The sequence below is a fragment of the Dickeya sp. MK7 genome, assembly GCF_000406305.1.
GTDB classification, from domain to species: Bacteria; Pseudomonadota; Gammaproteobacteria; order Enterobacterales; family Enterobacteriaceae; genus Dickeya; species Dickeya fangzhongdai.
This window is the reverse complement of sequence record NZ_CM001984.1, coordinates 1,344,264-1,369,242: the sequence shown is the minus strand read 5'-3', so window position 1 is coordinate 1,369,242 and position 24,979 is coordinate 1,344,264. Positions and strand designations below refer to the sequence as shown.

At 59.4% G+C, this 24,979-nt stretch carries 24 protein-coding genes; 10 read left to right on the top strand and 14 right to left on the bottom strand.

Annotation, left to right across the window (positions count from 1 at the left end; all coding sequences use genetic code 11):
- Window positions 1-134: 134 nt before the first annotated feature.
- Genes DXXMK7_RS06165 through sdhC form a run of 4 tightly spaced genes read right to left on the bottom strand, consistent with a single transcriptional unit; the run spans window position 135 to window position 3,366 of the window.
- Window positions 135-851 carry a succinate dehydrogenase iron-sulfur subunit gene (locus DXXMK7_RS06165; RefSeq protein ID WP_038918317.1) on the bottom strand — a complete coding sequence of 239 codons (717 nt, stop codon included), beginning with the start codon at window positions 849-851 and terminating at the stop codon, window positions 135-137.
- Between the two features lie 18 nt (window positions 852-869).
- Window positions 870-2,636, bottom strand: coding sequence for a succinate dehydrogenase flavoprotein subunit (gene sdhA / locus DXXMK7_RS06160; RefSeq protein ID WP_038660815.1), 1,767 nt, complete (start codon window positions 2,634-2,636; stop codon window positions 870-872).
- On the bottom strand, window positions 2,636-2,983 hold the full coding sequence (gene sdhD / locus DXXMK7_RS06155) for a succinate dehydrogenase membrane anchor subunit (protein WP_033570062.1): 348 nt from the start codon (window positions 2,981-2,983) through the stop codon (window positions 2,636-2,638). Before sdhD ends, sdhA begins: the two co-directional genes overlap by 1 nt.
- Complete coding sequence (sdhC, locus tag DXXMK7_RS06150) at window positions 2,977-3,366, bottom strand: succinate dehydrogenase cytochrome b556 subunit (RefSeq protein ID WP_038918316.1); 390 nt, start codon at window positions 3,364-3,366, stop codon at window positions 2,977-2,979. Before sdhC ends, sdhD begins: the two co-directional genes overlap by 7 nt.
- A 646-nt stretch (window positions 3,367-4,012) precedes the next feature.
- Between sdhC and DXXMK7_RS06145 the strand changes: the two genes are divergently transcribed.
- The gene (locus tag DXXMK7_RS06145; RefSeq protein ID WP_038660825.1) at window positions 4,013-5,299 is read left to right on the top strand and encodes a citrate synthase; all 1,287 of its coding nucleotides are present in this window, start codon (window positions 4,013-4,015) and stop codon (window positions 5,297-5,299) included.
- A 106-nt stretch (window positions 5,300-5,405) separates the two neighbouring features.
- On the opposite strand, the gene nei is transcribed toward DXXMK7_RS06145, so the two are convergent.
- The 8 genes from nei to DXXMK7_RS06105 form a co-directional block, all read right to left on the bottom strand.
- Entirely contained in the window at window positions 5,406-6,194 is a 789-nt protein-coding gene (gene nei / locus DXXMK7_RS06140) for an endonuclease VIII (protein ID WP_038918315.1), read from the bottom strand.
- 11 nt (window positions 6,195-6,205) lie between these two features.
- Window positions 6,206-6,943, bottom strand: a complete 738-nt coding sequence (gene pxpA / locus DXXMK7_RS06135) for a 5-oxoprolinase subunit PxpA (RefSeq protein ID WP_038918314.1) — start codon at window positions 6,941-6,943, stop codon at window positions 6,206-6,208.
- Window positions 6,933-7,862: a 5-oxoprolinase subunit PxpC gene (pxpC, locus tag DXXMK7_RS06130; protein ID WP_038660834.1), complete on the bottom strand. Its 930-nt coding sequence runs from the start codon at window positions 7,860-7,862 to the stop codon at window positions 6,933-6,935. Before pxpC ends, pxpA begins: the two co-directional genes overlap by 11 nt.
- Window positions 7,856-8,515: a 5-oxoprolinase subunit PxpB gene (pxpB, locus tag DXXMK7_RS06125; protein ID WP_038918313.1), complete on the bottom strand. Its 660-nt coding sequence runs from the start codon at window positions 8,513-8,515 to the stop codon at window positions 7,856-7,858. Before pxpB ends, pxpC begins: the two co-directional genes overlap by 7 nt.
- Before the next feature lie 69 nt (window positions 8,516-8,584).
- Entirely contained in the window at window positions 8,585-9,328 is a 744-nt protein-coding gene (locus tag DXXMK7_RS06120) for a type 2 GTP cyclohydrolase I (RefSeq protein ID WP_038918311.1), read from the bottom strand.
- A gap of 31 nt (window positions 9,329-9,359) precedes the next feature.
- Window positions 9,360-10,790, bottom strand: a complete 1,431-nt coding sequence (gene phrB, locus DXXMK7_RS06115; RefSeq protein ID WP_038918310.1) for a deoxyribodipyrimidine photo-lyase — start codon at window positions 10,788-10,790, stop codon at window positions 9,360-9,362.
- Between the two features lie 28 nt (window positions 10,791-10,818).
- Complete coding sequence (locus tag DXXMK7_RS06110) at window positions 10,819-11,778, bottom strand: 2-thiouracil desulfurase family protein (protein WP_038918309.1); 960 nt, start codon at window positions 11,776-11,778, stop codon at window positions 10,819-10,821.
- 266 nt (window positions 11,779-12,044) lie between these two features.
- Window positions 12,045-12,251 carry a YbfA family protein gene (locus DXXMK7_RS06105; protein WP_038918308.1) on the bottom strand — a complete coding sequence of 69 codons (207 nt, stop codon included), beginning with the start codon at window positions 12,249-12,251 and terminating at the stop codon, window positions 12,045-12,047.
- A gap of 437 nt (window positions 12,252-12,688) precedes the next feature.
- Here DXXMK7_RS06105 and kdpF point away from each other — a divergent pair, with 437 nt between their 5' ends.
- The 7 genes from kdpF to DXXMK7_RS06070 all read left to right on the top strand — a co-directional run bounded on the left by kdpF (window position 12,689) and on the right by DXXMK7_RS06070 (window position 21,078).
- Complete coding sequence (gene kdpF, locus DXXMK7_RS06100) at window positions 12,689-12,763, top strand: K(+)-transporting ATPase subunit F (RefSeq protein WP_202428405.1); 75 nt, start codon at window positions 12,689-12,691, stop codon at window positions 12,761-12,763.
- On the top strand, window positions 12,763-14,448 hold the full coding sequence (gene kdpA, locus DXXMK7_RS06095) for a potassium-transporting ATPase subunit KdpA (protein ID WP_038918307.1): 1,686 nt from the start codon (window positions 12,763-12,765) through the stop codon (window positions 14,446-14,448). Before kdpF ends, kdpA begins: the two co-directional genes overlap by 1 nt.
- Before the next feature lie 14 nt (window positions 14,449-14,462).
- Entirely contained in the window at window positions 14,463-16,529 is a 2,067-nt protein-coding gene (kdpB, locus tag DXXMK7_RS06090) for a potassium-transporting ATPase subunit KdpB (protein ID WP_038918306.1), read from the top strand.
- A gap of 15 nt (window positions 16,530-16,544) precedes the next feature.
- A complete protein-coding gene (gene kdpC / locus DXXMK7_RS06085; protein ID WP_038918305.1) occupies window positions 16,545-17,120 on the top strand; it encodes a potassium-transporting ATPase subunit KdpC in 576 nt (191 codons plus the stop codon).
- Window positions 17,121-17,148: 28 nt separating this feature from the next.
- Window positions 17,149-19,878 carry a two-component system sensor histidine kinase KdpD gene (gene kdpD / locus DXXMK7_RS06080; RefSeq protein WP_038918303.1) on the top strand — a complete coding sequence of 910 codons (2,730 nt, stop codon included), beginning with the start codon at window positions 17,149-17,151 and terminating at the stop codon, window positions 19,876-19,878.
- Entirely contained in the window at window positions 19,875-20,564 is a 690-nt protein-coding gene (gene kdpE, locus DXXMK7_RS06075) for a two-component system response regulator KdpE (RefSeq protein WP_038918302.1), read from the top strand. Before kdpD ends, kdpE begins: the two co-directional genes overlap by 4 nt.
- A gap of 85 nt (window positions 20,565-20,649) precedes the next feature.
- The gene (locus DXXMK7_RS06070) at window positions 20,650-21,078 is read left to right on the top strand and encodes an EamA family transporter (protein ID WP_038918300.1); all 429 of its coding nucleotides are present in this window, start codon (window positions 20,650-20,652) and stop codon (window positions 21,076-21,078) included.
- Window positions 21,079-21,146: 68 nt separating this feature from the next.
- On the opposite strand, the gene pgm is transcribed toward DXXMK7_RS06070, so the two are convergent.
- Window positions 21,147-22,790 (bottom strand): phosphoglucomutase (alpha-D-glucose-1,6-bisphosphate-dependent), encoded by a 1,644-nt coding sequence (gene pgm / locus DXXMK7_RS06065; RefSeq protein WP_038918299.1) that lies wholly within the window; start codon window positions 22,788-22,790, stop codon window positions 21,147-21,149.
- A gap of 25 nt (window positions 22,791-22,815) precedes the next feature.
- The gene (seqA, locus tag DXXMK7_RS06060; RefSeq protein ID WP_038918298.1) at window positions 22,816-23,352 is read right to left on the bottom strand and encodes a replication initiation negative regulator SeqA; all 537 of its coding nucleotides are present in this window, start codon (window positions 23,350-23,352) and stop codon (window positions 22,816-22,818) included.
- Between the two features lie 256 nt (window positions 23,353-23,608).
- Between seqA and ybfF the strand changes: the two genes are divergently transcribed.
- Window positions 23,609-24,379 (top strand): esterase, encoded by a 771-nt coding sequence (gene ybfF / locus DXXMK7_RS06055; RefSeq protein ID WP_038918297.1) that lies wholly within the window; start codon window positions 23,609-23,611, stop codon window positions 24,377-24,379.
- 288 nt (window positions 24,380-24,667) lie between these two features.
- Entirely contained in the window at window positions 24,668-24,949 is a 282-nt protein-coding gene (ybfE, locus tag DXXMK7_RS06050; protein ID WP_033111703.1) for a LexA regulated protein, read from the top strand.
- The last annotated feature ends 30 nt before the right edge of the window (window positions 24,950-24,979 follow it).

Below are 24,979 nucleotides of genomic sequence, written 5' to 3'. Positions count from 1 at the left end.
ACACACGCTGCGGATATTCCTATCCTGAAGGAACCTTTAAAAAACGGTTCTGGCGCATAAGCCGGTTTTTAAAGGTTTCCTGTGACTCCCCCGCCTTACTGCGGGGGAACCGGTTTGTTACATGCGTCTGAAACTCAGGCGCTACGCTGCAACAGCATCGACTTGATATGGCCGATGGCGCGCGTTGGGTTCAATCCTTTCGGGCAAACGCTGACGCAATTCATGATGCTGTGACAGCGGAATACGCTGAAAGCGTCATTCAGGTCGTCCAGACGCGCTTTGGTTTCCGTATCGCGGCTATCGATCAGGAAACGATACGCGGCCAGCAGACCGGCAGGCCCGATAAACTTATCCGGGTTCCACCAGAACGACGGGCAGGACGTGGAGCAGCAAGCGCACATGATGCACTCGTACAGTCCATCCAGTTTTTCCCGCTGTTCCGGCGATTGCAAATGCTCGCGCGCCGGCGGATTTTTCCCATTATTCAACAGGTAAGGTTTGATTTTCTCATATTGGGCATAGAACTGTCCCATGTCCACCACCAAATCACGCACAACCGGCAACCCCGGCAGGGGGCGGATCACAATTTTGCTATTGCCGTTACGCAGGGTGGACACCGGGGTAATGCACGCCAGCCCATTCTTGCCATTCATGTTCAGACCGTCAGAACCACACACCCCCTCACGACAGGAGCGGCGAAACGCCAACGTCGGATCCTGTTCTTTCAGGAGGATCAACGCATCCAGCAGCATCATGTCGCGGCCTTCTTCCGCTTCCAGCGTATAGTCCTGCATGCGCGGCGCACTATCGACATCCGGGTTGTAACGATAAACGGAAAATTCAACTTTCATCGCTTTCTCTCCGCACAATTAATAAGTACGCACTTTCGGCGGGAACGCCGGGCGCAGTTTAGGCTGCATGTTCACCTCACGGCGCGTCATGCTTTCGGTTTGCGGTTGATACAGCGAATGACACAACCAATTCTCGTCATCACGATCAGGATAGTCGAAGCGGCTGTGAGCACCACGGCTTTCAGTGCGGAAGTTTGCCGACACCGCGGTGGCGTAAGCGGTTTCCATCAGGTTGTCCAGCTCCAGGCATTCGATGCGCTGGGTGTTGAACTCGCTGGAAGTATCGTCCAGACGGGCATTGTTGAGACGCTCGCGGATCACTTTCAGCTCTTCCAGCCCTTTCGCCATCGCGTCGCCTTCGCGGAATACCGAGAAGTTATTCTGCATGCAGGCTTGCAGCGCCTTGCGGATCTCCACCGGGTCCTCACCAGAACGGGTATTGTTCCACCGGTTGAGACGTTCCAGCGAGGCGTCGACATCGGAATCGCTGGCGTCGCGGGTATCGCCCTGTTCGGCCAGAGATTCCTGCAGGTGCATACCGGCGGAACGACCGAACACCACCAGGTCAAGCAGCGAGTTGCCGCCCAGACGGTTGGCGCCGTGTACGGAAACGCAGGCGATTTCGCCCACGGCGAACAGACCCGGAATCACCACGTCTTCGCCCTTCTCGTTCACGGTCAGCGCCTGGCCGGTTACCTTGGTCGGGATACCGCCCATCATGTAGTGGCAGGTCGGGATAACCGGAATCGGCTCTTTCACCGGGTCTACGTGCGCAAAGGTACGGGACAGTTCCAGAATGCCCGGCAGACGGGATTCAAGAACGTCCTTGCCCAGATGGTCCAGCTTCAGTTTGGCGTGCGGCCCCCACGGGCCATCACAGCCCCGGCCTTCGCGGATTTCGATCATAATGGAACGCGCTACTACGTCGCGCCCCGCCAGATCTTTGGCGTTCGGCGCATAGCGCTCCATGAAACGCTCGCCGTGCTTGTTCAGCAGGTAACCGCCTTCACCGCGGCACCCTTCGGTCACCAGCACGCCGGCGCCGGCGATCCCCGTCGGGTGGAACTGCCACATTTCCATGTCCTGCACCGGCACGCCGGCGCGCAACGCCATGCCGACGCCGTCACCGGTATTGATGTGGGCGTTGGTGGTGGACTGATAGATACGGCCTGCGCCGCCGGTCGCCAGTACGGTGGCACGGGCTTTGAAATAAACGACTTCGCCGGTTTCGATGCAGATGGCGGTACATCCCACCACCGCGCCATCCTGGTTTTTCACCAGATCCAGCGCATACCATTCGGAAAAGATCGTGGTATGGTTTTTCAGGTTCTGCTGATACAGCGTGTGCAGCAACGCATGACCGGTACGGTCCGCCGCCGCCGCGGTGCGGGCAGCCTGCTCGCCGCCGAAATTCTTGGACTGACCGCCGAACGGGCGCTGATAAATGCGGCCGTCATCCAGACGGGAGAACGGCAGCCCCATGTGCTCCAGTTCCAGAATCGCCTCCGGACCGGTTTTGCACATATATTCAATCGCGTCCTGGTCACCGATATAGTCGGAACCTTTCACGGTGTCATACATGTGCCATTCCCAGTTATCCTCGTGGGTGTTACCCAGCGCCACGGTAATTCCGCCCTGAGCGGACACGGTATGGGAACGAGTCGGGAACACTTTTGATAACAGGGCGCAGGACAGGCCCATCTGGGAAATCTGCAGCGCGGCGCGCATACCGGCACCACCCGCGCCGACGACAACGGCATCAAACTCTCTGACTGGCAAATTCATTACGCACCCCACACCACAACAGTTCCATAAATGACGTACACCAATAACGCGACCACGATAGCCAGCTGCAAAGTCAGCCGGACGGCCAGCGGTTTGATGTAATCAGTCAGCACCTGCCACATCCCGATCCAGGCATGGACCAGAATGGCGAACAACGTCAGCAGGGTGAATACCTTGGTGAGGTGCATGGCGAAGAAACCACGCCAGATTTCATACGTGATGTTACCGGCGCTGGCCACAAAGCCAACGATATACAGGACATACAGCACGATGACGATGGCAGAAGCGCGAAGTAATAACCAATCGTGTACGCCATTACGCCCCAATGCGGAGGCATTGCTTACCATACGAGGACTCCAGCCAAAAATGAAAGCACGACAGTAATAATGAAAGAGGTTTTTGCAGAACGTGATCCCGCCGCGAAATTTTCTTCGATGTAGCCGAAATCCATCAGCAGATGGCGCAGACCACCTACAATATGATAGGCCAGCGCGGTCAGAATGCCCCAGACAATGAATTTCACGATGAAGCTGTCCATGATGGCCGCCGCCTGGACAAACCCTTCCTGCGAAGAGAGGGAGAGACCGAGCAGCCACAACAGAATACCCACAGCAACAAACGTAATAACGCCGGAGACACGGTGAAGAATAGATGCTATCGCGGTAACGGGGAACCGGATCGTCTGCAGATCCAGATTGACAGGTCTTTGTTTTTTCACGGGTTTGCCCACACAGCTTTTATTATTTTCTTCCTCCGGACCTGTTGTGGGGTCAGACAGTGTGGACGGTGAGATGATGTTTGTCTCTGTCAATGCGCGCCTGAATCATGATCCTTTTCTTCAGTCGCACAAACCGATCACACTGGGTGCTCCTACTGCAGGGTATTCCGGAGACCTGGCGGCAGTATAGGCACTTCACATTCTTATTACAATTACCCTACAAACTGTTTGGGCACATTTGCCCTGAACAGTGAGTAAGATCACGAATTTCACAATTTATATAAAATTAATTATCTGATTTGACAAATCTTAAACATTTAAATTACAACTAGGACCCAAGAAACCTTTTGCCCTGTTAAAGCTCATCGGTAGCTCTTTCCCATTCACCAAAGTTATGTAACAGTGGGAAACAAAGTCCCCGGAAAAGTGATAAGTACTAGCTACAATTAGAGCAGGACAGGGTTAATACCCAGGCTGGGAGAGCACGTGTTCACCCTGACTGTGGCCGCCTGACATATGGTCAACTCTGTACCCCGGTCTTCTTGCAGACCGCAGAGTGACGTCTGGTCTGTTTACTTTGTCCAGTGTGCGGGCATGACGGTATTTCTGCAGTGACGAATTTTTAAAATTAAAGATTAAAGCGCTAAGGAGACTGTAAATGGCTGATAAAAAAGCAACGCTTACCATAGACGGTAAAGAGTCTATTGAGCTGAATGTCCTGTCTGGTACGCTTGGCAACGACGAAATTGATATTCGTAGCCTCGGTTCTAAAGGTTATTTCACATTTGACCCCGGTTTTACCTCTACCGCGTCCTGTGAATCCAAAATCACTTATATTGACGGCGATGTGGGCGTACTGCTGCACCGCGGCTATCCCATCGCGCAACTGGCGGAAAAATCCAACTACCTGGAAGTCTGCTACATCCTGCTGTTTGGCGAAGCGCCGACGCAGGAACAGTACGACACATTCAAGACCACCGTTACCCGCCATACCATGATTCACGAGCAGATCACCCGCCTGTTCCACGGCTTTCGCCGTGACTCCCACCCGATGGCGGTGCTGTGCGGCGTGACGGGCGCACTGGCGGCGTTCTACCATGACTCGCTGGACATCGGCAACGAACGTCACCGCGAAATCGCCGCCTATCGCCTGCTGTCGAAAATGCCGACCGTGGCGGCCATGTGCTACAAGTACTCCATCGGCCAGCCGTTCGTGTATCCGCGTAATGACCTGTCCTACGCCGGCAACTTCCTGCACATGATGTTTGCTACGCCGTGCGAAGAATACGTAGTGAATCCGGTGCTGGAACGCGCTATGGACCGCATCCTGATTCTGCATGCCGATCATGAACAGAACGCGTCCACGTCCACCGTGCGTACCGCCGGTTCTTCCGGCGCCAACCCGTTCGCGTGTATCGCCGCGGGCATCGCTTCGCTATGGGGGCCGGCACACGGCGGCGCCAACGAAGCCTGTCTGCGTATGCTGGAAGAAATCAGTTCCGTCGAGCACATTCCAGCCTTCATCAAACGCGCCAAGGACAAGAACGACTCGTTCCGCCTGATGGGCTTCGGCCACCGCGTGTATAAGAACTACGACCCGCGCGCCACCGTGATGCGCCAGACTTGTCATGAAGTGCTGAAAGAACTGGGCACCAAGGATGACCTGCTGGAAGTGGCGATGGAGCTGGAAAATATCGCACTGAACGACCCGTACTTCATCGAGCGCAAGCTCTACCCCAACGTGGACTTCTACTCCGGCATCATCCTGAAAGCCATGGGCATTCCGTCTACCATGTTCACGGTGATTTTCGCGATGGCGCGTACCGTCGGCTGGATCGCTCACTGGAGCGAAATGCACGGCGAAGGGCTGAAAATCGCCCGTCCGCGCCAGCTGTACACCGGCCACAGCGAACGCGATTTCGAGCCATCAGTTACCAAGCGTTAAACGCAGCCGCCCTATCTGGTGGTTAGCAGTGAAAAGGTCGGGCTCAACCCGACCTTTTTTATTTGCATTTCATACCGTTCGCCGCACCGGTCCCCTCACCCGCGTATCATTGCTGGCAGTGCGGGCAGGCATAAAACGGTCGTGACGCCACCAGGCTTTTCACAATAGGGTGACCACAGCGCTCGCAGGGTTTCCCATCCAGATGAAACACGTGAAAACGGAATAACGCGCCATGATGACGATTCTCATCGTCTTCCGAACCGCGAGTCTGGTACGACAATCTGGGAATCTCCAGCAGCATGCGGCTTAACATCGCCAGTTCAGTCTCGCTGAGATCCGCCGCCCGCCGCGTTGGCGCCAGCGCTGACGCCCACAAAATTTCCACCCGCAGATAATTGCCAAGCCCGGCCAAAAATCCCTGATCCAGCAACAGGGTACCGAGTTGCCTGCGGCAAAAGCGCGCCGACAGCAGCCGTTCCCGCACCTCGTCGACCGTTAATGACTCATCCAGCACGTCCGGCCCAATCCGCTGTAAAAAAGGGTGAGTCGCCAGCTGTTCGGGCGTCAGCATAGCGATATCAGAGGCGCTGTAGAGCGAAACGGCATTATCGGCGGTATCCAACCTGACTCGCAGCTCCCGGCGGGTATCGGGCGGCTGTTTTCCCACACGCCAGACCCCGTACAGCTGATTATGGCTGTACATGACCACGTCATTGGAGAACCAGGTCAACAGCGCCTTGCCACGGGTGACGATACGTTCAACCTTTTCCCCCATCAGCGTTGCTTCGTAGGGTTTGAGTTCAGGAAAAGCAAACCACACGCCAGTCAGCGTTTTTCCCACCACTGCGGCAACCAGCCGATCGGCGGCACGTCGAATTTCGGGGCCTTCGGGCATCCTCTCCTCCGTTATCGGGCCGTAACCTGTATGCCATACTGGGTGAAGCTTTCTCGTAACCGGCGGGCGAAGATCAGCGCGTGAGCGTTATCGCCGTGCAGACAGACCGTTTCCGCCTGTACCGCGACCCAACTGCCGTTGCTGGCGCGAACCCGCTGACGCTGCACCATTTCCAGCGTCTGAGCCAGCGCCAGTTCATCGCTGCTGATCACGGCGGAGGGCTGATCGCGCGGCACCAGCGAGCCATCAGCCTGATAGCTGCGGTCGGCAAACACTTCCTGACGAGTCTTCAGCCCGGCTCGTTTGCCGGCACGAATCAGCTCGCTACCCGCCAGACCCACCAGACACAGCGACGAATCCACCGCCGCCACCGCGCGGGCAATGGCATCCGCCAGCGCCGGCTCGCGCGCCGCCTGATTGTAGAGCATGCCGTGGGGTTTAACGTGAAACAGGCGTGCGCCTTCCGCCTTAACGATCGCCGCCAGCGCGCCAATCTGGTACACCACCTGCGCGTAAACCGTTTCCGGCGGCAGGTTCATGGCCGAACGGCCGAAGTTTTCGCGATCGGGAAAGCTCGGATGCGCGCCAATCGCCACGCCATACTGGATGGCCCAGCGTACCGACTGGCGCATCAGGTCGGCGTCGCCGGCATGAAAACCGCAGGCGATATTGGCGGAACTGACCAATTGTAACAGTGCCTCATCGTGCTGGCCGCCTTCTCCCAGGTCGGCGTTCAAATCAATTACCATGCAGCCTCCAGGCCAGTTGTTCCAGATAGCGATGTTGCTCCTGCAATGCCCGTAGCGCGTCATCCGGCGAGCAGCGAATAAAATGCACCGGTTCGCCCAGGCGCAACTGCGCCATGTTGTACAGGTCAGCTTCAATCACGCAACCGATGCGCGGATAGCCGCCGGTCGTCTGGGCATCGGCCATCAGCACAATCGGCTTGCCGTTATGGGGCACCTGAATCACCCCCGGCAGCAGACCGTGGGACAGCATTTCCCGGTGATTTTCACGCATCAGCTCCGGCCCCAGCAGGCGATAGCCCATACGGTTGCTCTGTGGGCTGAGATGCCAGCCGGTGCGCCAGAAATTGTCGCGCGCCTCTTCGCTGAACTCCTGATACTCCGGTCCCGGCAACACCCGCACCCGATTGCTGAACAGCAGTTGCTTAACCCCGACGGAACGGCCGGGTAAACGCCGCGGTTTTCCCAGCGGCAACGTATCGCCGTCCGCCAGCGGGCGTCCTTCCAGCCCGCCAATTCCCGCCTTCAGGTCGGTGCTGCGGGATCCCAGCACCTCCGGTACCGCGATTCCGCCGGATAGCGCCAGATAACTGCGCATGCCGTTACGTGGCGAACGCAGGCGCAACGTCTGCCCCGCTTTCGCCGCAAAACACCAGCCGGTCCATAGCGTTTTGCCGTCTAATGTGGCGTGACAGTCGGCCCCGGTCAGCGCAATCCAGCACGGTGTGGTGAAGGTGGCAACCAGTTGCCCCAGCGTAATTTCCAGCGCCGCCGTGTCCGTGTCGTTCCCCACCAGCAGATTGGCGAGCTTCAGCGCCGGGCTATCCAGCGCGCCGCACTGGCTGATGCCCAGTTGCCGCCACCCCGGGCGCCCGAGATCCTGCACCGTGGTCTGCAATCCTGCCCGGATAATCTTCAGCATATTCCCTCCCGCTGCGGAACAAAGCGTACCCGATCGCCCGGCCTCAACAACGTCGGCGGCGTCTGCGTCGGCTGGAACAGGGCCAGCGAGGTACGGCCAATCAGTTGCCAACCACCCGGCGTACTGAGCGGATAAACGCCGGTCTGACTGCCGCCGATCCCTACCGAACCGGCGGGCACCAGCACCCGAGGTTCGGCGCGTCGCGGCGTGGACAGCGCCTCATCCAACCCGCCGAGATACGGGAAACCGGGTTGGAAACCGAGGAAGTAGACCACATAGCGCCCGGCGGCATGACGTTCCACCACCTGTTGCGCGGTCATGCCGCAATGCTCCGCCACCACGTTCAGATCCGGCCCTTGTTCGCCGCCGTAGATCACCGGAATCGCCACGTCGCGCTGTGGCACGTCGGTAAGCGATTCGCTCTCTTCCCACCAGCGCTGTAGCCGTTCGATAGCATCCAGCGCCTGCCGACGCGGATGCCGGAGCACCACCGTCAGGTTATTCATACCGGGGATGACTTCACTGACGTCGTCGTGCCCGGACAGACGCTCCGCCAGCCCCCAGATTCGTTGCTGGCTTTCCAGTCGCAGCGGCGGCTCCAGTTCCAGCACCACCGCTTTCTCACCCAACAGATAACAGCGTGCGCGTTGCATCCTTCCTCCAGCCTGATGTTGTCTGTCTTATCCCGCCGCCGTCATGGTGTACGGCGTCCGACTGCTCAATTACGCCGGGTTAGGGATATCAATGAATGTCACGTCAAAACCATGTTGCGACGCCAGCCATTCGCCCAGCGCGCGGATCCCGGCCCGCTCGGTGGCGTGATGGCCGGCGGCATAGAAATGCAGCCCCATTTCACGGGCGGTGTGGATGGTTTTCTCCGATACCTCGCCGGTGATGAAGGCATCAACGCCGAAGTCAGCCGCCTGATCGATAAAACTCTGCCCGCCGCCGGTACACCAGGCGATACGCCGGATCTGCGCAGGCGCATTGTCGCCGCTATGCAACACCGGCCGCTCCAGCGCCGTTTCCAGCCTCTGACGCAAGTCGTCGCCGCTGAAAGGCTGGGGCAGTTCGCCGTATGGCAACAGCGATTCAATCTCGCCCAGCACCCGGATCCCCAGCATCGCCGCCAGCCGGGCGTTGTTGCCGACTTCCGGATGGGCGTCCAGCGGCAGGTGGTAGCCGTACAGGTTGAGGTCATTAGCCAACAGGGTCTTCAGGCGCTGACGTTTCATGCCGCGCACCACCGCCGGCTCGTTGCGCCAGAAATAGCCGTGATGCACCAGCACCGCGTCGGCCTGCTGCGCCACGGCGGCATCCAGCAACGCCTGACAGGCGGTGACGCCGGTGACGATGCGCCGCACCTCGCTGCGCCCTTCCACCTGTAGCCCGTTGGGCCCGTAGTCCTGAAACGCCGCCACATTGAGAAAACCGTTGATCAGGCTTTCCAGTTCGGTATTACGCATAGCTTGTGCTCCTTTCTGTCTTCAGTGGCGATCATGCCGTTTCGCCGCTTTTCGCGGCTTCAAATGCCGCCAGCGTGCGCGTGCGCGCCTGTTTGTGATCGACAATCGGCAAGGGATAGTCGATGCGCCGCTGCTGGCGCACGGCCCAGTCGTGAGGCTGATGAACGGCCTTGCCCGGAACCTGCGCCAGCTCCGGTACCCAGCGCCGAATAAACACGCCTTCCGGGTCGAAGCGCTCGCCCTGCGTCGTCGGGTTGAAAATACGAAAATAAGGCGCGGCGTCGGTGCCGGTGGATGCCGCCCACTGCCAGCCGCCGTTATTGGCGGCCAAATCGCCGTCCAGCAGTTGGCTCATGAAGTAACGTTCGCCTTCACGCCAGTCGATCAGCAGGTCTTTCACCAAAAAACTGGCGCAAATCATCCGTAACCGGTTGTGCATCCAGCCGGTCTGGTTCAACTGACGCATCGCCGCATCAACGATGGGATAGCCAGTCTCTCCCCGTTGCCACGCCGCCAGTTCGTCCGGCGCGTTGCGCCATGCCACACGCCGCGTCCAGCCGATAAACGGCTGGTGCTTGCACAACGCCGGGCTGAACACCAGCAGGTGGCGGTAAAACTCGCGCCATACCAGCTCATTGAACCAGGTAAACGCGCCGCTTTCCGACCGGACCAGCCAGTCCGGGTGTTCCATCGTTAAGCGATTGAAACACTGACGCGGCGACAATACCCCCAGCGCCAGATACGGCGACAGCTTGCTGGTGACAGCCAGCGCGGGCAGGTCGCGCTGTTCATGGTAGAACATCACCTGCTCACGGCAGAACTGGCGCAGGCGCTGCAAGGCCGCCGGCTCGCCGGCCGGAAAATCGGCATCAACGTCGGTTTGGGGATAGTCGAACGGCGCCAGCGACGCCAGCGTGATGTCGCCCTGTCGGCGAGCAGCCGGTGCGGGCACCGAACCGACATCGCTTTGTTGCAATCGTTTGAGAAAGGCGGCGCGAAATGGCGTAAATACCTTGTACATGTCGCCGGAGCCGGTGACCACGCTGCCGGGCGGCAACAGCAGGCTGTCGTCAAATCCCCGGCATTCGGTCACGCCGGTCAACGCTTGTTCCAGTTGTTGGTCGCGCTGGCGTTCATTCCATTCATACTGACGGTTGTAAAACAGACGCGTCACCTGACGCTCGCGGCAGAAATCGGCCAGCCAGCGCACACTGGCGGCGAAATCATCGCACTGATGGTAGTGCAGCGGGATGCCTTTCTCCCGCAGCGCCTGTTGCACACCACGCAAATTGTCCAGCAGAAACGCCGCCTGACACGGCGCCATGACATGGCTGGCCCACTGTTGCGGCGTGGTGATAAACACCGCCTCAATCCGTGCGTCGGGATCCTGGCAGGCAGCGTGCAGCGCCAGATTATCGGTAAGGCGTAAATCGTGACGAAACCAGACCAGATGTGTGGTCATGAACCATCCTTAACGTACTGCTGAAAAATTAATGCCCATAACGTAACCGCAGCGCCTCCGGGTAAGGATCAAAATAGCGCTGCTGCGCCAGCCAGGCATCCGGGTACTCCGCCATGTAATGGCGCAGCAGGGTGAGCGGTGCCAGCAACGGCTGCATGCCCTGACGATAGCGATCGATCAACTGGGTCAGTTCCTGCCGCTGCCCGGCGGTCAACTGACGGCGAAAATACCCCTGCACATGCATCAGCACATTGGTGTGATTGCGCCGGGAAGCCGGGCGCGACAGCAGCGTCATAAATCGCAGCCGGTACTGCGCCGCAAACGCCTCCAGCGAATCCCACTGGTCCATCGCGGCGACGAACGGCCCCAGTTCGCGGTACTCCGGCTGCGAATGCGCCAGCAACAGCAGCTTGTAGCGGCTGTGGAAGCTCATCAGCGCGCCGCGGCTCAACCCTTTTTTCCATAGCTGGTTGAATTCATGCAACGCATAGACCCGGGCAATGAAGTTCTCACGCAGCGCCGGATCATGCAGGCGACCGTCTTCTTCCACCGGCAGCCACGGCAACGTTTCCCTTACTTGCTGGGTAAACAGCCCCACCCCGCTTTTACGCGCGTTGTTCTGAGCGGCATCATAAATTTTAACCCGCTCCATACCGCAGCTCGGCGATTTGGCGCAGACGATATAACCGCACAGGTGCGCCAGTTCCGCCGCTTTTTCAGCGGAGAACGCGGCCATGTTGTCCGTCACATCCAGCCCGGAACCATTGCTGGCCAGCAGGCGCAGGCGCCCTTCATCCGACTTAACCAGCCGCAATGCCGGACGCGGCACCGGCAAGCCGATCGCCATCTCCGGGCATACCGGTTCAAAATGAAAATAGGGAGCAAGCTGCTCAACGGCAAAGGCCAGTCGTTTATGCCCGCCATCAAAACGCACCGGATTGCCAAGCAGGCAGGCGCTGATGCCAACGGGAATCAGATCGGCTGTCATGGTGTCCCCTGTATTAAAAGAGAGTGCTATCTCAATAGCATAGCGGAATTATCCCGCTTTCCCCGGAAGATAAACGTTACAGTCAGCGCATCCGCGCCGCGACTAACTGGCAAAATCATAACAGAGCGCGCCACGGCTACGCAGAGGGAAGCGGTCAGATATTCAGCAAAAGAAACAAGAAAAAGGGTACCAGCGGTAATAACAGCGCAAACAGCACAGAAAGGAAGAACAGCCGCCAAGCGGCTTTCCTGAACGAGCGGGGTCAATCAGTAAAAATAGCCGGCGGCATGCTCCGACTGTTCCAGCCACACCGGCTTATCGCTGGTCTTTAGCCAAACGCGATGCAGGTAGCTGTAAAAACGGGAACGGCCACGCCAGCACAGCATCACCGGCAGCGCCAGAATCCCCACCAACACCACGCCGATGCGGCGCAAGGCGACCCGGTACCAGGGATAAACAACGTAGGACATCATTAACGCCTCCTGATTAAACGGTTTACTTTTGATTAAATTTTACACTCATCGGACCAGATAGCAACACGAGAATTAACTATTTTTCCATCAACATCAATAAGTTAAATTATGGTTAATTTTTGATTCTCAATGGTTACACATCACTAACCCACGCTAAAAAATCTGCCAGCCAGAATGCACCGACGCCTGCGCTCTTCTCTGGCATATCAGCAGCCTAACTGACGTATCTTTCACCATTTTTATACTTTTTTTACGCCTGCCTCGTGGAAATTTGCACCTTCTTTTTTCCGCTCTGCGTAGCCTGAACGCCGTAGGAAGAATCCCATTTCTCAGGCGCGCCCGACCAGTTAATGCCGTTGCACGGTGCGCCAGATAAGGGAAACGACCGGATGATAGCGAGTCAACACCGTTGGAGGTGACCTGTGAATATTGGCCTGATGGCAGGCGGTATGCTGGTGGTACTACTGCTGGTTTATCTTTTTTATGCATTGCTCAACGCGGAGGAATTCTGATGCCCAGCGATGCTTTTTTATTGATCGTCAGCCTGTTTGCGATCCTGCTGGTGCTGGCACAGCCGCTCGGCCAGTTTATGGCGCGGCTGGTGGAAGGCGAAACCGGCCGCATGCGCCGTTACGAGCTGGGCGCGGCCCGGCTGTGTGGCTTTTCAACCCGTGAAATGGGATGGCAACACTACACCGGCGCGATTCTGGTGTTCAACCTGTTGGGTATCGTGCTGCTGTTCCTGATGCTGGCGTATCAGGATCATCTGCCGCTGAACCCACAGCAGATGCCGGGCCTGTCCTGGCATCTGGCGCTCAACACCGCGATAAGTTTTGTGACCAATACCAACTGGCAGGCTTACAGCGGGGAAAATACCCTGAGCTATTTCAGCCAGATGGTGGGGCTGACGGTACAGAATTTCCTGTCTGCCGCCACCGGCATCGCCGTGGCTTTCGTGCTGATGCGCGCCTTCGCACGCCGCACTACCCACGAACTGGGCAACGCCTGGCTGGATCTGCTGCGCATCAATCTGTATCTGCTGCTGCCGATTTCACTGCTGCTCAGCCTGTTCTTCATTAGTCAGGGCAGTATTCAGAACTTCCTGCCCTACCAGCATATCACCACGTTGGAAGGCGCATCGCAGGTGCTGCCGATGGGGCCGCTGGCCTCGCAGGAAGCCATTAAAATGCTGGGCACCAACGGCGGCGGTTTTTTAGGCGCCAACTCGGCTCATCCGTTCGAAAACCCGAATGCGCTGACTAACTTCGTACAGTTGCTGTCCATCCTGCTGATTCCGGCGGCGCTGTGCTTTACCTTCGGCCGGGTGGTGAATGACCGTCATCAGGGCCATACCCTGCTGTGGGCGATGTCGCTGATGCTGATCGCCGCCACCGCGGTAGTGATGTACGCCGAAGTGAGCGGCAATCCGCATCTGTTGTCGCTGGGCGCGGACAGCGCGCAAAACATGGAAGGCAAGGAATCCCGTTTCGGCATTCTGACGTCAGCCTTTTTCGCCGCCATCACCACCGCCACCTCCTGCGGCGCGGTCAACGCCATGCATGACTCGTTTACCGCGCTGGGCGGCCTGATCCCAATGTGGCTGATGCAGATTGGCGAAGTGATCTTCGGCGGCGTAGGTTCCGGCTTCTACGGCATGCTGGTGTTCGTGATGCTGACCGTGTTTATTGCCGGGCTGATGATCGGCCGAACCCCGGAATACCTCGGTAAGAAAATCGAGGCCTGGGAAATGAAGATGGCGGCGCTGGCGATTCTGATCACCCCGGCGCTGGTATTGCTGGGCACCGCGCTGGCGCTCGGCACCGAAGCCGGCCGCGCCGGCATCCTGAACCCCGGCGCACATGGCTTTAGCGAGGTGCTGTACGCCTACTCCTCGGCCGCCAACAACAACGGCAGCGCCTTTGCCGGCCTTAGCGTCAACACCCCATTCTATAACCTGACGCTGGGTATCGCGATGCTGCTGGGCCGCTTCTCGTCGCTGATTCCGGTGCTGGCGATCGCCGGTTCGCTGGTGGCGAAAAAACGCCAGCCGGAAACCAAGGGATCGTTGTCCACCCGTGGCCCGCTGTTCATCGGTCTGCTGATCGCCATCATTTTGCTGATTAGCGCGCTGAACTTTATTCCTGCCCTGGCACTCGGTCCAGTTGCCGAGCATTTACAGTCAAGTCTGGTTCACTGAGCCGGAGAAAGAAGATGATTCGTAAACAGCAAACGCTTTTTGATTCCGCTCTGTTGCGTAACGCGCTGGTGGATTCGGTAAAAAAACTCGATCCGCGCGTCCAGTGGCGCAATCCGGTGATGTTCGTGGTGTATATCGGCAGCCTGCTGACCGCCGGTATCTGGCTGGCGATAGTCAGCGGACAAACCGCCGGCAGCGCCGGGTTCACCGGCGCGGTTTCACTGTGGCTGTGGGTGACGGTACTGTTCGCCAACTTCGCCGAAGCGCTGGCGGAAGGTCGCAGCAAGGCGCAGGCGGAAACCCTCAAAGGCGTGAAAAAAACCAGTTGGGCCAACAAGCTGGCCGCGCCGCACCATGACGCCGCCACCCAGAAAGTGCCGGCCGACAGCCTGCGCAAAGGCGACGTGGTGCTGGTGTCCGCAGGCGAGATGATCCCCTGCGACGGCGAGGTGCTGGAAGGCGGCGCCTCGGTGGATGAAAGCGCCATCACCGGCGAATCCGCGCCGGTGATCCGTGAATCCGGCGGCGATTTCGCCTCGGTGACCGGCGGCACCCGCGTGCTGTCCGACTGGCTGGTAATCCAGTGCACCGTCAACCCTGGCGAAACCTTTATCGACCGGATGATCGCCATGGTGGAGAGCGCCAAACGCCGCAAAACCCCGAACGAGGTGGCGCTCACCATCCTGCTGGTGGAACTGACCATCATTTTCCTGCTGGTGGTCGCCACGCTGTCGCCGTTCTCCTGGTTCAGCGTCACCGCCAACAACAGCGGCTCGGTGATTAGCATCACCGTGCTGGTAGCGCTGCTGGTGTGCCTGATCCCCACCACCATCGGCGGCTTGCTGTCGGCCATCGGCATCGCCGGCATGAGCCGCATGCTGGGCGCCAACGTCATCGCCACCAGCGGCCGTGCGGTAGAAGCCGCCGGCGACATCGACGTGCTGCTGCTGGACAAGACCGGCACCATCACGCTGGGCAACCGTCAGGCTTCCGCGTTTCTGCCGGCGCCGGGCGTGAGCGAGCAGGCGCTGGCCGACGCAGCGCAGCTGGCCTCGCTGGCTGACGAAACCCCGGAAGGCCGCAGCATCGTGGTGCTGGCCAAACAGCGTTTCGGTCTGCGCGAACGGGCGCTGCGGGACCTGGACGCCACCTTCGTGCCCTTCTCGGCGCAGACCCGCATGAGCGGCGTCAATATTCAGGGGCGCACCATCCGCAAAGGCGCGGTGGACGCGCTGCGACGTTACATTGAAGCCAATCAGGGCCAGTTCCCGGCGGAAGTGGAAGACGCCGTCGCCGGCGTGGCGCGTCAGGGCGGCACCCCGCTGGTGGTCGCCGAAGGCAAGCGCGTACTGGGCGTGGTGGCGCTGAAAGATATCGTCAAAGGCGGTATCAAGGAGCGTTTCGCCGAACTGCGCAGCATGGGCATCAAGACCGTTATGATCACCGGCGATAACCCGCTGACCGCCGCCGCCATTGCCGCCGAAGCGGGCGTGGACGATTTTCTGTCGGAAGCCACGCCGGAAGCCAAACTGGCGCTGATTCGCCAGTATCAGGCGGAAGGCCGCATGGTGGCGATGACCGGCGACGGCACCAACGACGCCCCGGCGCTGGCGCAGGCCGACGTGGCGGTGGCGATGAACTCCGGCACTCAGGCGGCCAAAGAGGCCGGCAACATGGTGGATCTGGATTCCAACCCCACCAAGCTTATCGAGGTGGTGCATATCGGCAAGCAGATGCTGATGACCCGTGGTTCGCTGACCACGTTCAGCATCGCCAACGACGTAGCCAAATATTTCGCCATCATTCCGGCCGCGTTTGCCGCCACCTATCCGCAGTTGAACGCGCTAAACGTGATGCAACTGCACTCCCCTGCCTCGGCGATGCTGTCGGCGGTGATCTTCAACGCGTTGATTATCGTGTTTCTGATCCCGCTGGCGCTAAAAGGGATCAGTTATAAACCCATGAGCGCCGCGGCGCTGCTGAGCCGCAACCTGTGGATTTACGGGCTGGGCGGTCTGCTGGTGCCGTTCGTCGGCATCAAACTAATCGACGTGCTCCTGACTGTCACCGGGCTGGCGTAACTGAAGGTAATTATCATGAATTATGTCCGTTCTTCACTGGTTTTATTACTGCTGATGACCCTGATCACCGGCGTCGGCTACCCGTTGCTGGTCACCGCGCTGGGGCAATGGCTGTTCCCGGTGCAGGCCAACGGTTCCCTGCTGTACCGGCAGGACGAAGCGGTCGGTTCGTCGCTGATTGGGCAAGCGTTCAGCCGTGACGGGTACTTCCAGAGCCGCCCGTCCGCCACGTCGGACAGCGCCTACAACGCGATGGCGTCCGGCGGCAGCAACCTCGCCGTCAGCAACCCGGCGCTGGACAAAGCTGTCAGTCAGAACGTCGCGGCCTGGCACCAGCGCCGCGGCGACAACGCGCCGGTACCGGTGGAGCTGGTCACCGCTTCGGCCAGCGGCCTGGACCCGCACATTTCAGTGTCGGCCGCCGACTATCAGGCCGGACTGGTCGCCAAAGCGCGCGGTCTGACGCAGGATCAGGTAGAACAGTTGATCAATCGCTATACGCGCACGCCGTGGCCCGCATTTATCGGAACGCCGGTGGTGAATGTCGTAGAATTGAATATGGCGTTAGACCAGCTTAAACCGCTTCCCTGATTAAGGGCCCACCCTACGAGGAACAGAAATGACCGACGAGGAACAGCGTCGACCCGACCCGGACAGCCTGCTGAGCCAGATTGAAGAACAGCCGCGCGGCAAACTGAAAATCTTCTTCGGCGCCTGCGCCGGGGTCGGGAAAACCTACGCCATGTTGCAGGAAGCGCAGCGCCTGAAGGCCCAGGGGCTGGATGTGCTGGTCGGGGTGGTGGAAACCCACGGGCGCAGCGAAACCGCTGCGCTGGTGGAGGGGCTGCCGCATTTGCCGATGAAGAAAATCAGCCATTACGGCCGTCATCACCATGAATTCGATCTGGACGCGGCGCTGGCGCGCTGCCCGGCGCTGATCCTGATCGATGAACTGGCGCACAGCAACATCCGTGGTTCCCGTCATCCCAAACGCTGGCAGGACGTGCAGGAACTGCTGGACGCCGGTATCGACGTGTTCACCACCGTCAACGTGCAGCACCTGGAAAGCCTGAACGATATCGTCGGCGGCGTGACCGGCATCCGGGTGCGGGAAACCGTCCCGGACCCGATTTTTGACGACGCCAATGAAGTGGTGCTGGTGGACCTGCCGCCTGACGACCTGCGCCAGCGCCTCAATGAAGGCAAAGTTTACCTGCCGATGCAGGCGGAACGCGCCATCGAAAACTTCTTTCGCAAAGGCAACCTGCTTGCTCTGCGCGAACTGGCGCTGCGGCGTATGGCCGACCGGGTGGACGACCAGATGCGGGCGATGCGCGCCAGTCAGGGACGCGAACGAGTCTGGCATACCCGCGACGCTATCCTGCTGTGCATCGGCCGCGGCGCGGGCAACGAAAAGCTGGTGCGCACCGCCGCCCGTCTGGCCGCCCGTCTGGGCAGCATCTGGCACGCGGTTTACGTCGAAACGCCGCGCCTGCACCGTCTGCCGGAAGGCGAACGACGGGCGATCCTGCGCGCGCTGAAACTGGCGCAGGATCTGGGGGCGGAGACCGCCACCCTTTCCGACCCGTCGGTGGAGCGCGCGGTACTGCGCTATGCCCGCGAGCACAATCTGGGCAAGATCGTGATTGGCCGTCACCCCGAACAGAAACTCGGCTGGTGGCGCCGCACCCGCTTCGCCGAGAAACTCGGCAAGTTAGGGCCTGACCTCGATTTGGTCGTGGTATCGGTGCAAGACGACGCCGCGCCGCCTCCGCCCAAGACCCCGGATATCCGGGGAATCACCGACAAATGGCGGTTGCAGCTGTACGGCTGCGGCGTCGCCGCCCTGCTCTGCACATTGATTACGCTGCTGGCGCTGTGGTCGCCGTTCTCCATGCTGGAGCCGGTCAATCTGGTCATGCTCTACCTGCTGGCGGTGGTGATCATCGCGCTGTTTTATGGCCGCTGGCCGTCGGTGTTCGCCGCGGTCATCAACGTCGCCAGTTTCGATCTATTTTTTGTGGTGCCCAAAGGGACATTCGCGGTAGCGGACGTTCAGTATCTGGTCACGTTTGCGGTGATGCTGACCATCGGTATTCTGGTGGGGAATCTAACCGCCGGCGTGCGTTATCAGGCCCGCGTCGCCCGCTACCGTGAGCAACGGGTGCGGCATCTGTACGAAATGTCCAAGGCGCTCAACCGCAGCCTGTCGGTGCAGGATATCGCCAAAGCCAGTCACCATTTCCTGCGTTCCACCTTTCAGGCCAAGATCGCCATTCTGCTGGCCGAGCCGGTATCCTCCCCGACGGCAGAGCTGCAACAGGCCGCGCTCGACGAACCCGATCAACTGATCGTCGATCAGGCCATCGCCCGCTGGAGCTACGATCACGCCGCCCCCGCCGGAGCCGGCACCACGACCCTGCCGGGCGTGCCGTATCAGCTGCTGCCGCTGGCGACGCCGCAACTGACCTTCGGCGTCATCGCCATCGAGCCGAATAATGTTCGCCAGCTGATGATTCCGGAACAACAACGCATGCTGGAAACCTTCACGGTATTGATCGCCAACGCGCTGGAGCGTTTGCATCTGGTCAAAAGCACCGAAAACGCGCGGCTGGACGCCGAACGCGAGCAGCTACGTAATTCGCTGCTGGCCGCCCTGTCCCATGATTTGCGTACCCCATTGACGGTGCTGTTTGGTCAGGCGGAAATCCTGACGCTTAACCTGGCGTCCGAAGGCTCGCCCTATGCGCCGCAGGCCAGCCAGATCCGCCAGCACATCCTCAGTACCACCCGGCTGGTCAACAACCTGCTGGATATGGCGCGCATCCAGTCCGACGGCTTCAATTTGCGCAAAGAGTGGCAAACGCTGGAAGAACTCGCCGGAAGCGCGTTGCGGCAGTTGGAAAATTCGCTGGCAAACAATACTATTCATTTACGGCTGCCGCAGGACATGACCCTGGTGTACTGCGACGCCAGCCTGATCGAACGGGTGTTGATCAACCTGCTGGAAAACGCCATCAAATACGCAGGCGAGCAGGCGACGATCACCGTTTCAGCCGGCCAGGTTTCCTCCCCGACCTCCGGCGATATGCTGGAAGTGCAGGTGCGGGATAACGGCCCCGGCATCCCCGAAGGTCAGGAAAGAATGATTTTTGACAAGTTCGCCCGCGGGCACAAAGAATCTTCCATTCCCGGCGTCGGTCTGGGGCTGGCAATCTGCCGGGCCATTGTGGAAATTCACGGCGGACGAATCTGGGCCACCAACGCGGATGACGGCGGTGCGGTGTTCCACTTTACTTTGCCGCTGGCGCCGCCGCCGGCGCTCGAACCTGAAGAGATGGAGTCCTGACCCTGTTACAGACCAACATCCTGATCGTAGAAGATGAGAAAGAGATCCGGCGTTTTGTCCGCAACGCGCTGGAGAACGAAGGCTGTCGCGTATTCGACGCTGAAACGCTGCAACGGGGACTGATCGAAGCCGCGACCCGTAAACCGGATCTGATTATTCTCGATCTGGGTCTGCCCGACGGCGACGGTATTGATTACATCCGGGATCTGCGCCAGTGGAGCGCGATTCCGGTTATCGTGCTGTCCGCCCGTACCGACGAGCAGGACAAGATAGACGCGCTGGACGCCGGCGCCGATGATTACCTCACCAAACCGTTCGGCATCGGCGAGTTGCTGGCACGGGTTCGGGTGGCGCTGCGCCGTTTCAGCGCCTCCCAGCAGGAAACCCCGCTCATTAGCTTTTCGAACGTCACGGTGGATTTGGTCAATCGTCAGGTCATGCGCGACCAGCAGGAACTGCACCTGACGCCGATTGAATTCCGGCTGCTGACCACCCTGCTCGCCAGCCCCGGCAAGGTGCTGACGCAGCGCCAACTGCTCAATCAGGTCTGGGGTCCTAACGCGGTGGAGCACAGCCATTATCTGCGTATCTACATGGGTCATTTGCGTCAAAAACTGGAACACGACCCGGCCCGCCCGCGTCACTTTCTGACCGAGACCGCCATCGGCTACCGGTTTATGCCCTAGTTTGCGTCCTTTACTGATTTATGCCGCTGGCGCCCCGCCCGCGTCAGGCGTAGCATCCTGATTTTTATCCGCGAGAAAAATATCAATGAGTAGCTGGTTACTTTACGCCTTGCTGTCGGCGTTGTGCGCCGCGCTAGTGGCGCTGTTTGGCAAAATCGGCCTGCAACAGCTGGACGCCAATACCGCCACCGCCATTCGTGCGGTGATCATGGCGCTGTTTCTGGTCGGCGTAGTGGTAGCACAGGGCAAAACATCGTTGTTCGGCACCGTACTTGCCAACCACAAGGCGATGGTGTTCATCGTGCTGAGCGGCGTGGCGGGCGCGCTGTCCTGGCTGTTTTATTTTATGGCGCTAAAAAGCGGCACCGTCGCGCAGGTGGCGCCCATCGACAAACTGAGCGTGGTGTTCGCGGTGATTCTGGCGGCGCTGCTGCTGGGAGAAAAAGTGTCGCTGTTGGCCGGGGTTGGCGTCGCGCTGATTTCCGCCGGCGCGCTGTTGGTGGCGTTGGGATAAACGACTGGCCGCAGGCATAAAAAAGGCGCTGTTGACACAGCGCCCTGCTTTTCAACCGGGTTGACCCGTTACTTCGCGCTGCTCAACACCGCGCTGACAATCTCAACCGCTTCTTTCTCGATTTTCTCGCGGTGCTCCGCGCCGAGGAAACTTTCGCAGTAAATCTTGTAAGCCTCTTCCGTGCCGGACGGGCGCGCGGCAAACCAGCCGTTGTCGGTCATCACCTTCAGGCCGCCAATCGACGCGCCATTGCCGGGCGCAGCGGTCAGACGAGCGGTGATCGGGTCGCCTGCCAGCGTGCTGGCGGACACCATTTCCGGCGACAGTTTAGACAACGCCGCTTTCTGCGCGTGCGTCGCCGGCGCCTGCAAACGGTTGTAGCTCGGCGCGCCAAAACGCTCGGCCAGCGCATCATAGTGCTGCTGCGGGTTTTTGCCGGTCACCGCGGTGATTTCCGCCGCCAGCAGACACAGGATGATGCCGTCTTTGTCAGTCGACCACGGTTTGCCGTCAAACCGCAGGAACGACGCGCCGGCGCTCTCTTCGCCGCCGAAGCCCAATGTCCCGTCGAACAGGCCGTCTACAAACCATTTGAAACCAACCGGCACTTCCACCAGTTTACGGCCGAGATCCGCTACCACCCGGTCGATCATGGCGCTGGACACCAGCGTTTTGCCGACCGCCACCGACTCGCTCCACTGCGGGCGATGACGGAACAGGTAGTTGATAGCCACCGCCAGATAGTGGTTCGGGTTCATCAACCCGGCCGGGGTGACGATACCGTGACGGTCATAATCCGGATCGTTGGCGAAAGCCAGATCAAACTTGTCGCGCAGCGCCAGCAGACCAGACATCGCCGACACGGACGAGCAGTCCATGCGGATCACGCCATCGTGATCCAGCGTCATGAAACGGAAGGTCTGATCGACGGCGTCGTTAACCAGCGTCAGGTCCAGCTGGTAGCGCTCGGCGATGCGCTGCCAGTAGGCAATGCCGGAGCCGCCGAGCGGATCGACGCCGAGTTTCAGGCCGGCGCGCTGAATCGCCGCCATGTCCACTACCTCGCCCAGCGCCTCGACATACGGTTCAACCAAATCGCGCTCGTGCAGATGACCGCTCAGGCGCGCCTTATCCAGCGACTGACGTTTCACGTCGCGCAGATTGTCCGCCAGCAGCGCGTTGGCGCGTTTCTCAATCACGCTGGTGAGGTTGGTGTCCGCCGGGCCGCCGTTAGGCGGGTTATATTTGATGCCGCCGTCTTCCGGTGGGTTATGGGAAGGGGTAATCACGATGCCGTCCGCCAGCGCGCCGCCCTGACGATTGTGCACCAGAATCGCGTTCGACACCGCCGGCGTCGGGGTAAAACCGTTATCCTGCTGAACAATGACGTCAACGCCGTTGGCCGTCAGCACTTCCAGCACCGAGATAAACGCCGGCTCGGACAACGCATGGGTATCTTTCCCCACGTAGCACGGCCCCGTGATGCCCTGACGGCTACGCTCTTCGGCAATCGCCTGAGCAATCGCCAGAATATGGGCTTCATTGAAGCTGTGGCGGGCGGCGCAACCGCGATGCCCGGAGGTGCCGAATTTAACCGACTGAGCCGGATTGGTGACATCCGGGCGCAACACATAATACTGGGACGTCAACTGTGCGACATTAATCAGGTCGCTTTGCCGGGTAGGTTGTCCGGCTCTCGGGTGATTAGCCATTGGCGTTTCTTCCTGACGCAGTGATTTAAATAGTGCCGCAAACTTTCTCAGTCAGTTCCGGCGGGAACTGCATCGCCAGCATGATGTACTCGATCATGCTGCGTTTGCGACCGGTATTGGTGTTGGTGATAACCCAGTAAGGCGTGTCGTCGATGTGCCGGGGTTTGGTCTGAGCGCCGTGCAGCAACAAGGTCTGCTCGTCGGCGGCAAAATAGACGCGGGTGCGGCCATGCAGCGATTCGGTAGCAGCCGCAAACGCTTCCGGCGACAGGCGATGCAGGGTGGACAGTACCAGCAGAAAACGATTGACCGCCTTGTTCTGCTCGGCATATTCGTCCGACAGCAGCAACTCGCGCACGGTTCTTACCCGGTCACGAGACGGCTGTGCGGCCGCAGGCTGGGCGATTGTCGACGCCGCTGGCGACGGAGTTGCCGCGGCGGCTGGCTGCGCGCCGCTGAATTTCAGCATGCGCCGTAAAATATCCGATGCACTCTCGCCGATATGCTGAGTGTGGCTGGCGATATAACGGTAAAGCTCGTCGTCGACCTCAATAGTTTTCATTTTTATCCAGTACTGTTTTATGTCTTTAATCAATCATCAGGAATTATACAGGCTATGTGCAACCCGCGAACAGCGTCAGACGCCGGTGACGCCAAATTCAGGATTATCCTGAATTTGCGCACGCATCCCTGTTCCATGAATGCGGCTTTCTATCCCCTGCCCCGACGAGCGCTGCCCGACAGAGTTTACCCTGCGGCGAAGCGTCATGGTAAAGTCATGATACCCTAAGCCACTGTCTCTCTGAATGAACTTCACCATGAAATTGAATTATCGCTGGCAAAACGCGCAACACCCGCAGAACCGGTTACCGGTTATTCTCATTCACGGCTTGTTTGGCAATCTGGACAATCTTGGCGTTCTGGCCCGCGACCTGCAAAAACACCACGATACGTTGCAGATTGATCTGCGCAACCACGGGCTGTCGCCCCGCTCTCCGGAGATGAACTACCCGGCGATGGCGCAGGATGTGCGTGAACTGATCGACGAACTGGGGCTGGAGCGTGTGATTCTGGTCGGTCACTCGATGGGGGGAAAGGTATCGATGGCGCTGACCGAAATGCTTGCCGGGCGTATCGAGCGCATTGTGGCGATTGATATCGCGCCGGTGGACTATCAGGTGCGTCGTCACGACAACGTTTTCGCCGCCATTCGCGCCGTTAGCGATGCTGGCGTGGAGCAGCGCGCCAAAGCCGCGGAAATCATGCGTGATTACCTGCCGGGAGAAGAAGGCGTCGTCCAGTTTTTGCTGAAGTCTTTCCAGCAGGGAGAATGGCGCTTTAACGTGCCGGTATTGTGGGATCAGTACGAACACATCGTTGGCTGGCAAGAGGTGCCCGCCTGGCCCGGCCCGATCCTGTTTATCCGCGGCAGCGAGTCGCCTTACCTGGACGATCGCTATCGCGATGCGCTGCTGCGCCAGTTCCCTGCCGCCAAAGCGCACGTGGTGAGCGGCGCCAGCCACTGGGTTCATGCGGAAAAACCGGAAGCGGTGCTGCGCGCCATCCACCGTTTCCTGGCCGCCGACTGATAACGCAGCAGGCAACGTCGGAATCTCGGCTGCCGGACATCGGCGCCAACCGGAGTCAATCTACGGTTTAATTGCGCGCCGCCCTCCAGTAAACCGTTGTCGCCACCGCAACGGCTGGGGTATCATGGCGCGCGCAGTATTGAGGGACGGCTGTCTGGCCACTTGCATCGTTAACCACATTTCATCAAAACGCGGCCTGAGTTGCCGAAAGCGACGGATTACCCCGGTGTTCGAATCCCGGTGATCAAAAGCGGCGTTTTGGCCGAATTTCTTGCAGTACCATTATCTATGGCAAAAGAACAAACGGATCGCACCACGCTGGATCTGTTCGCGAACGAGCGTCGTCCGGGGCGGCCCAAAACCAACCCGCTCTCCCGCGACGAGCAGTTACGGATCAATAAACGCAATCAGTTACGGCGTGACCGGGTGCGAGGTCTGCGTCGCGTTGAGCTGAAAATCAATAGTGAAGCGGTAGACATTTTGAATGCGTTGGCTGAGCAAAAAAACATCAGCCGCAGTGAACTGATCGAACAAATACTGCTGGCGCAGCTGGCGGAACAAGAAAACTAAACCTCGCTGGCGTCGTCCATGACGCCGGTC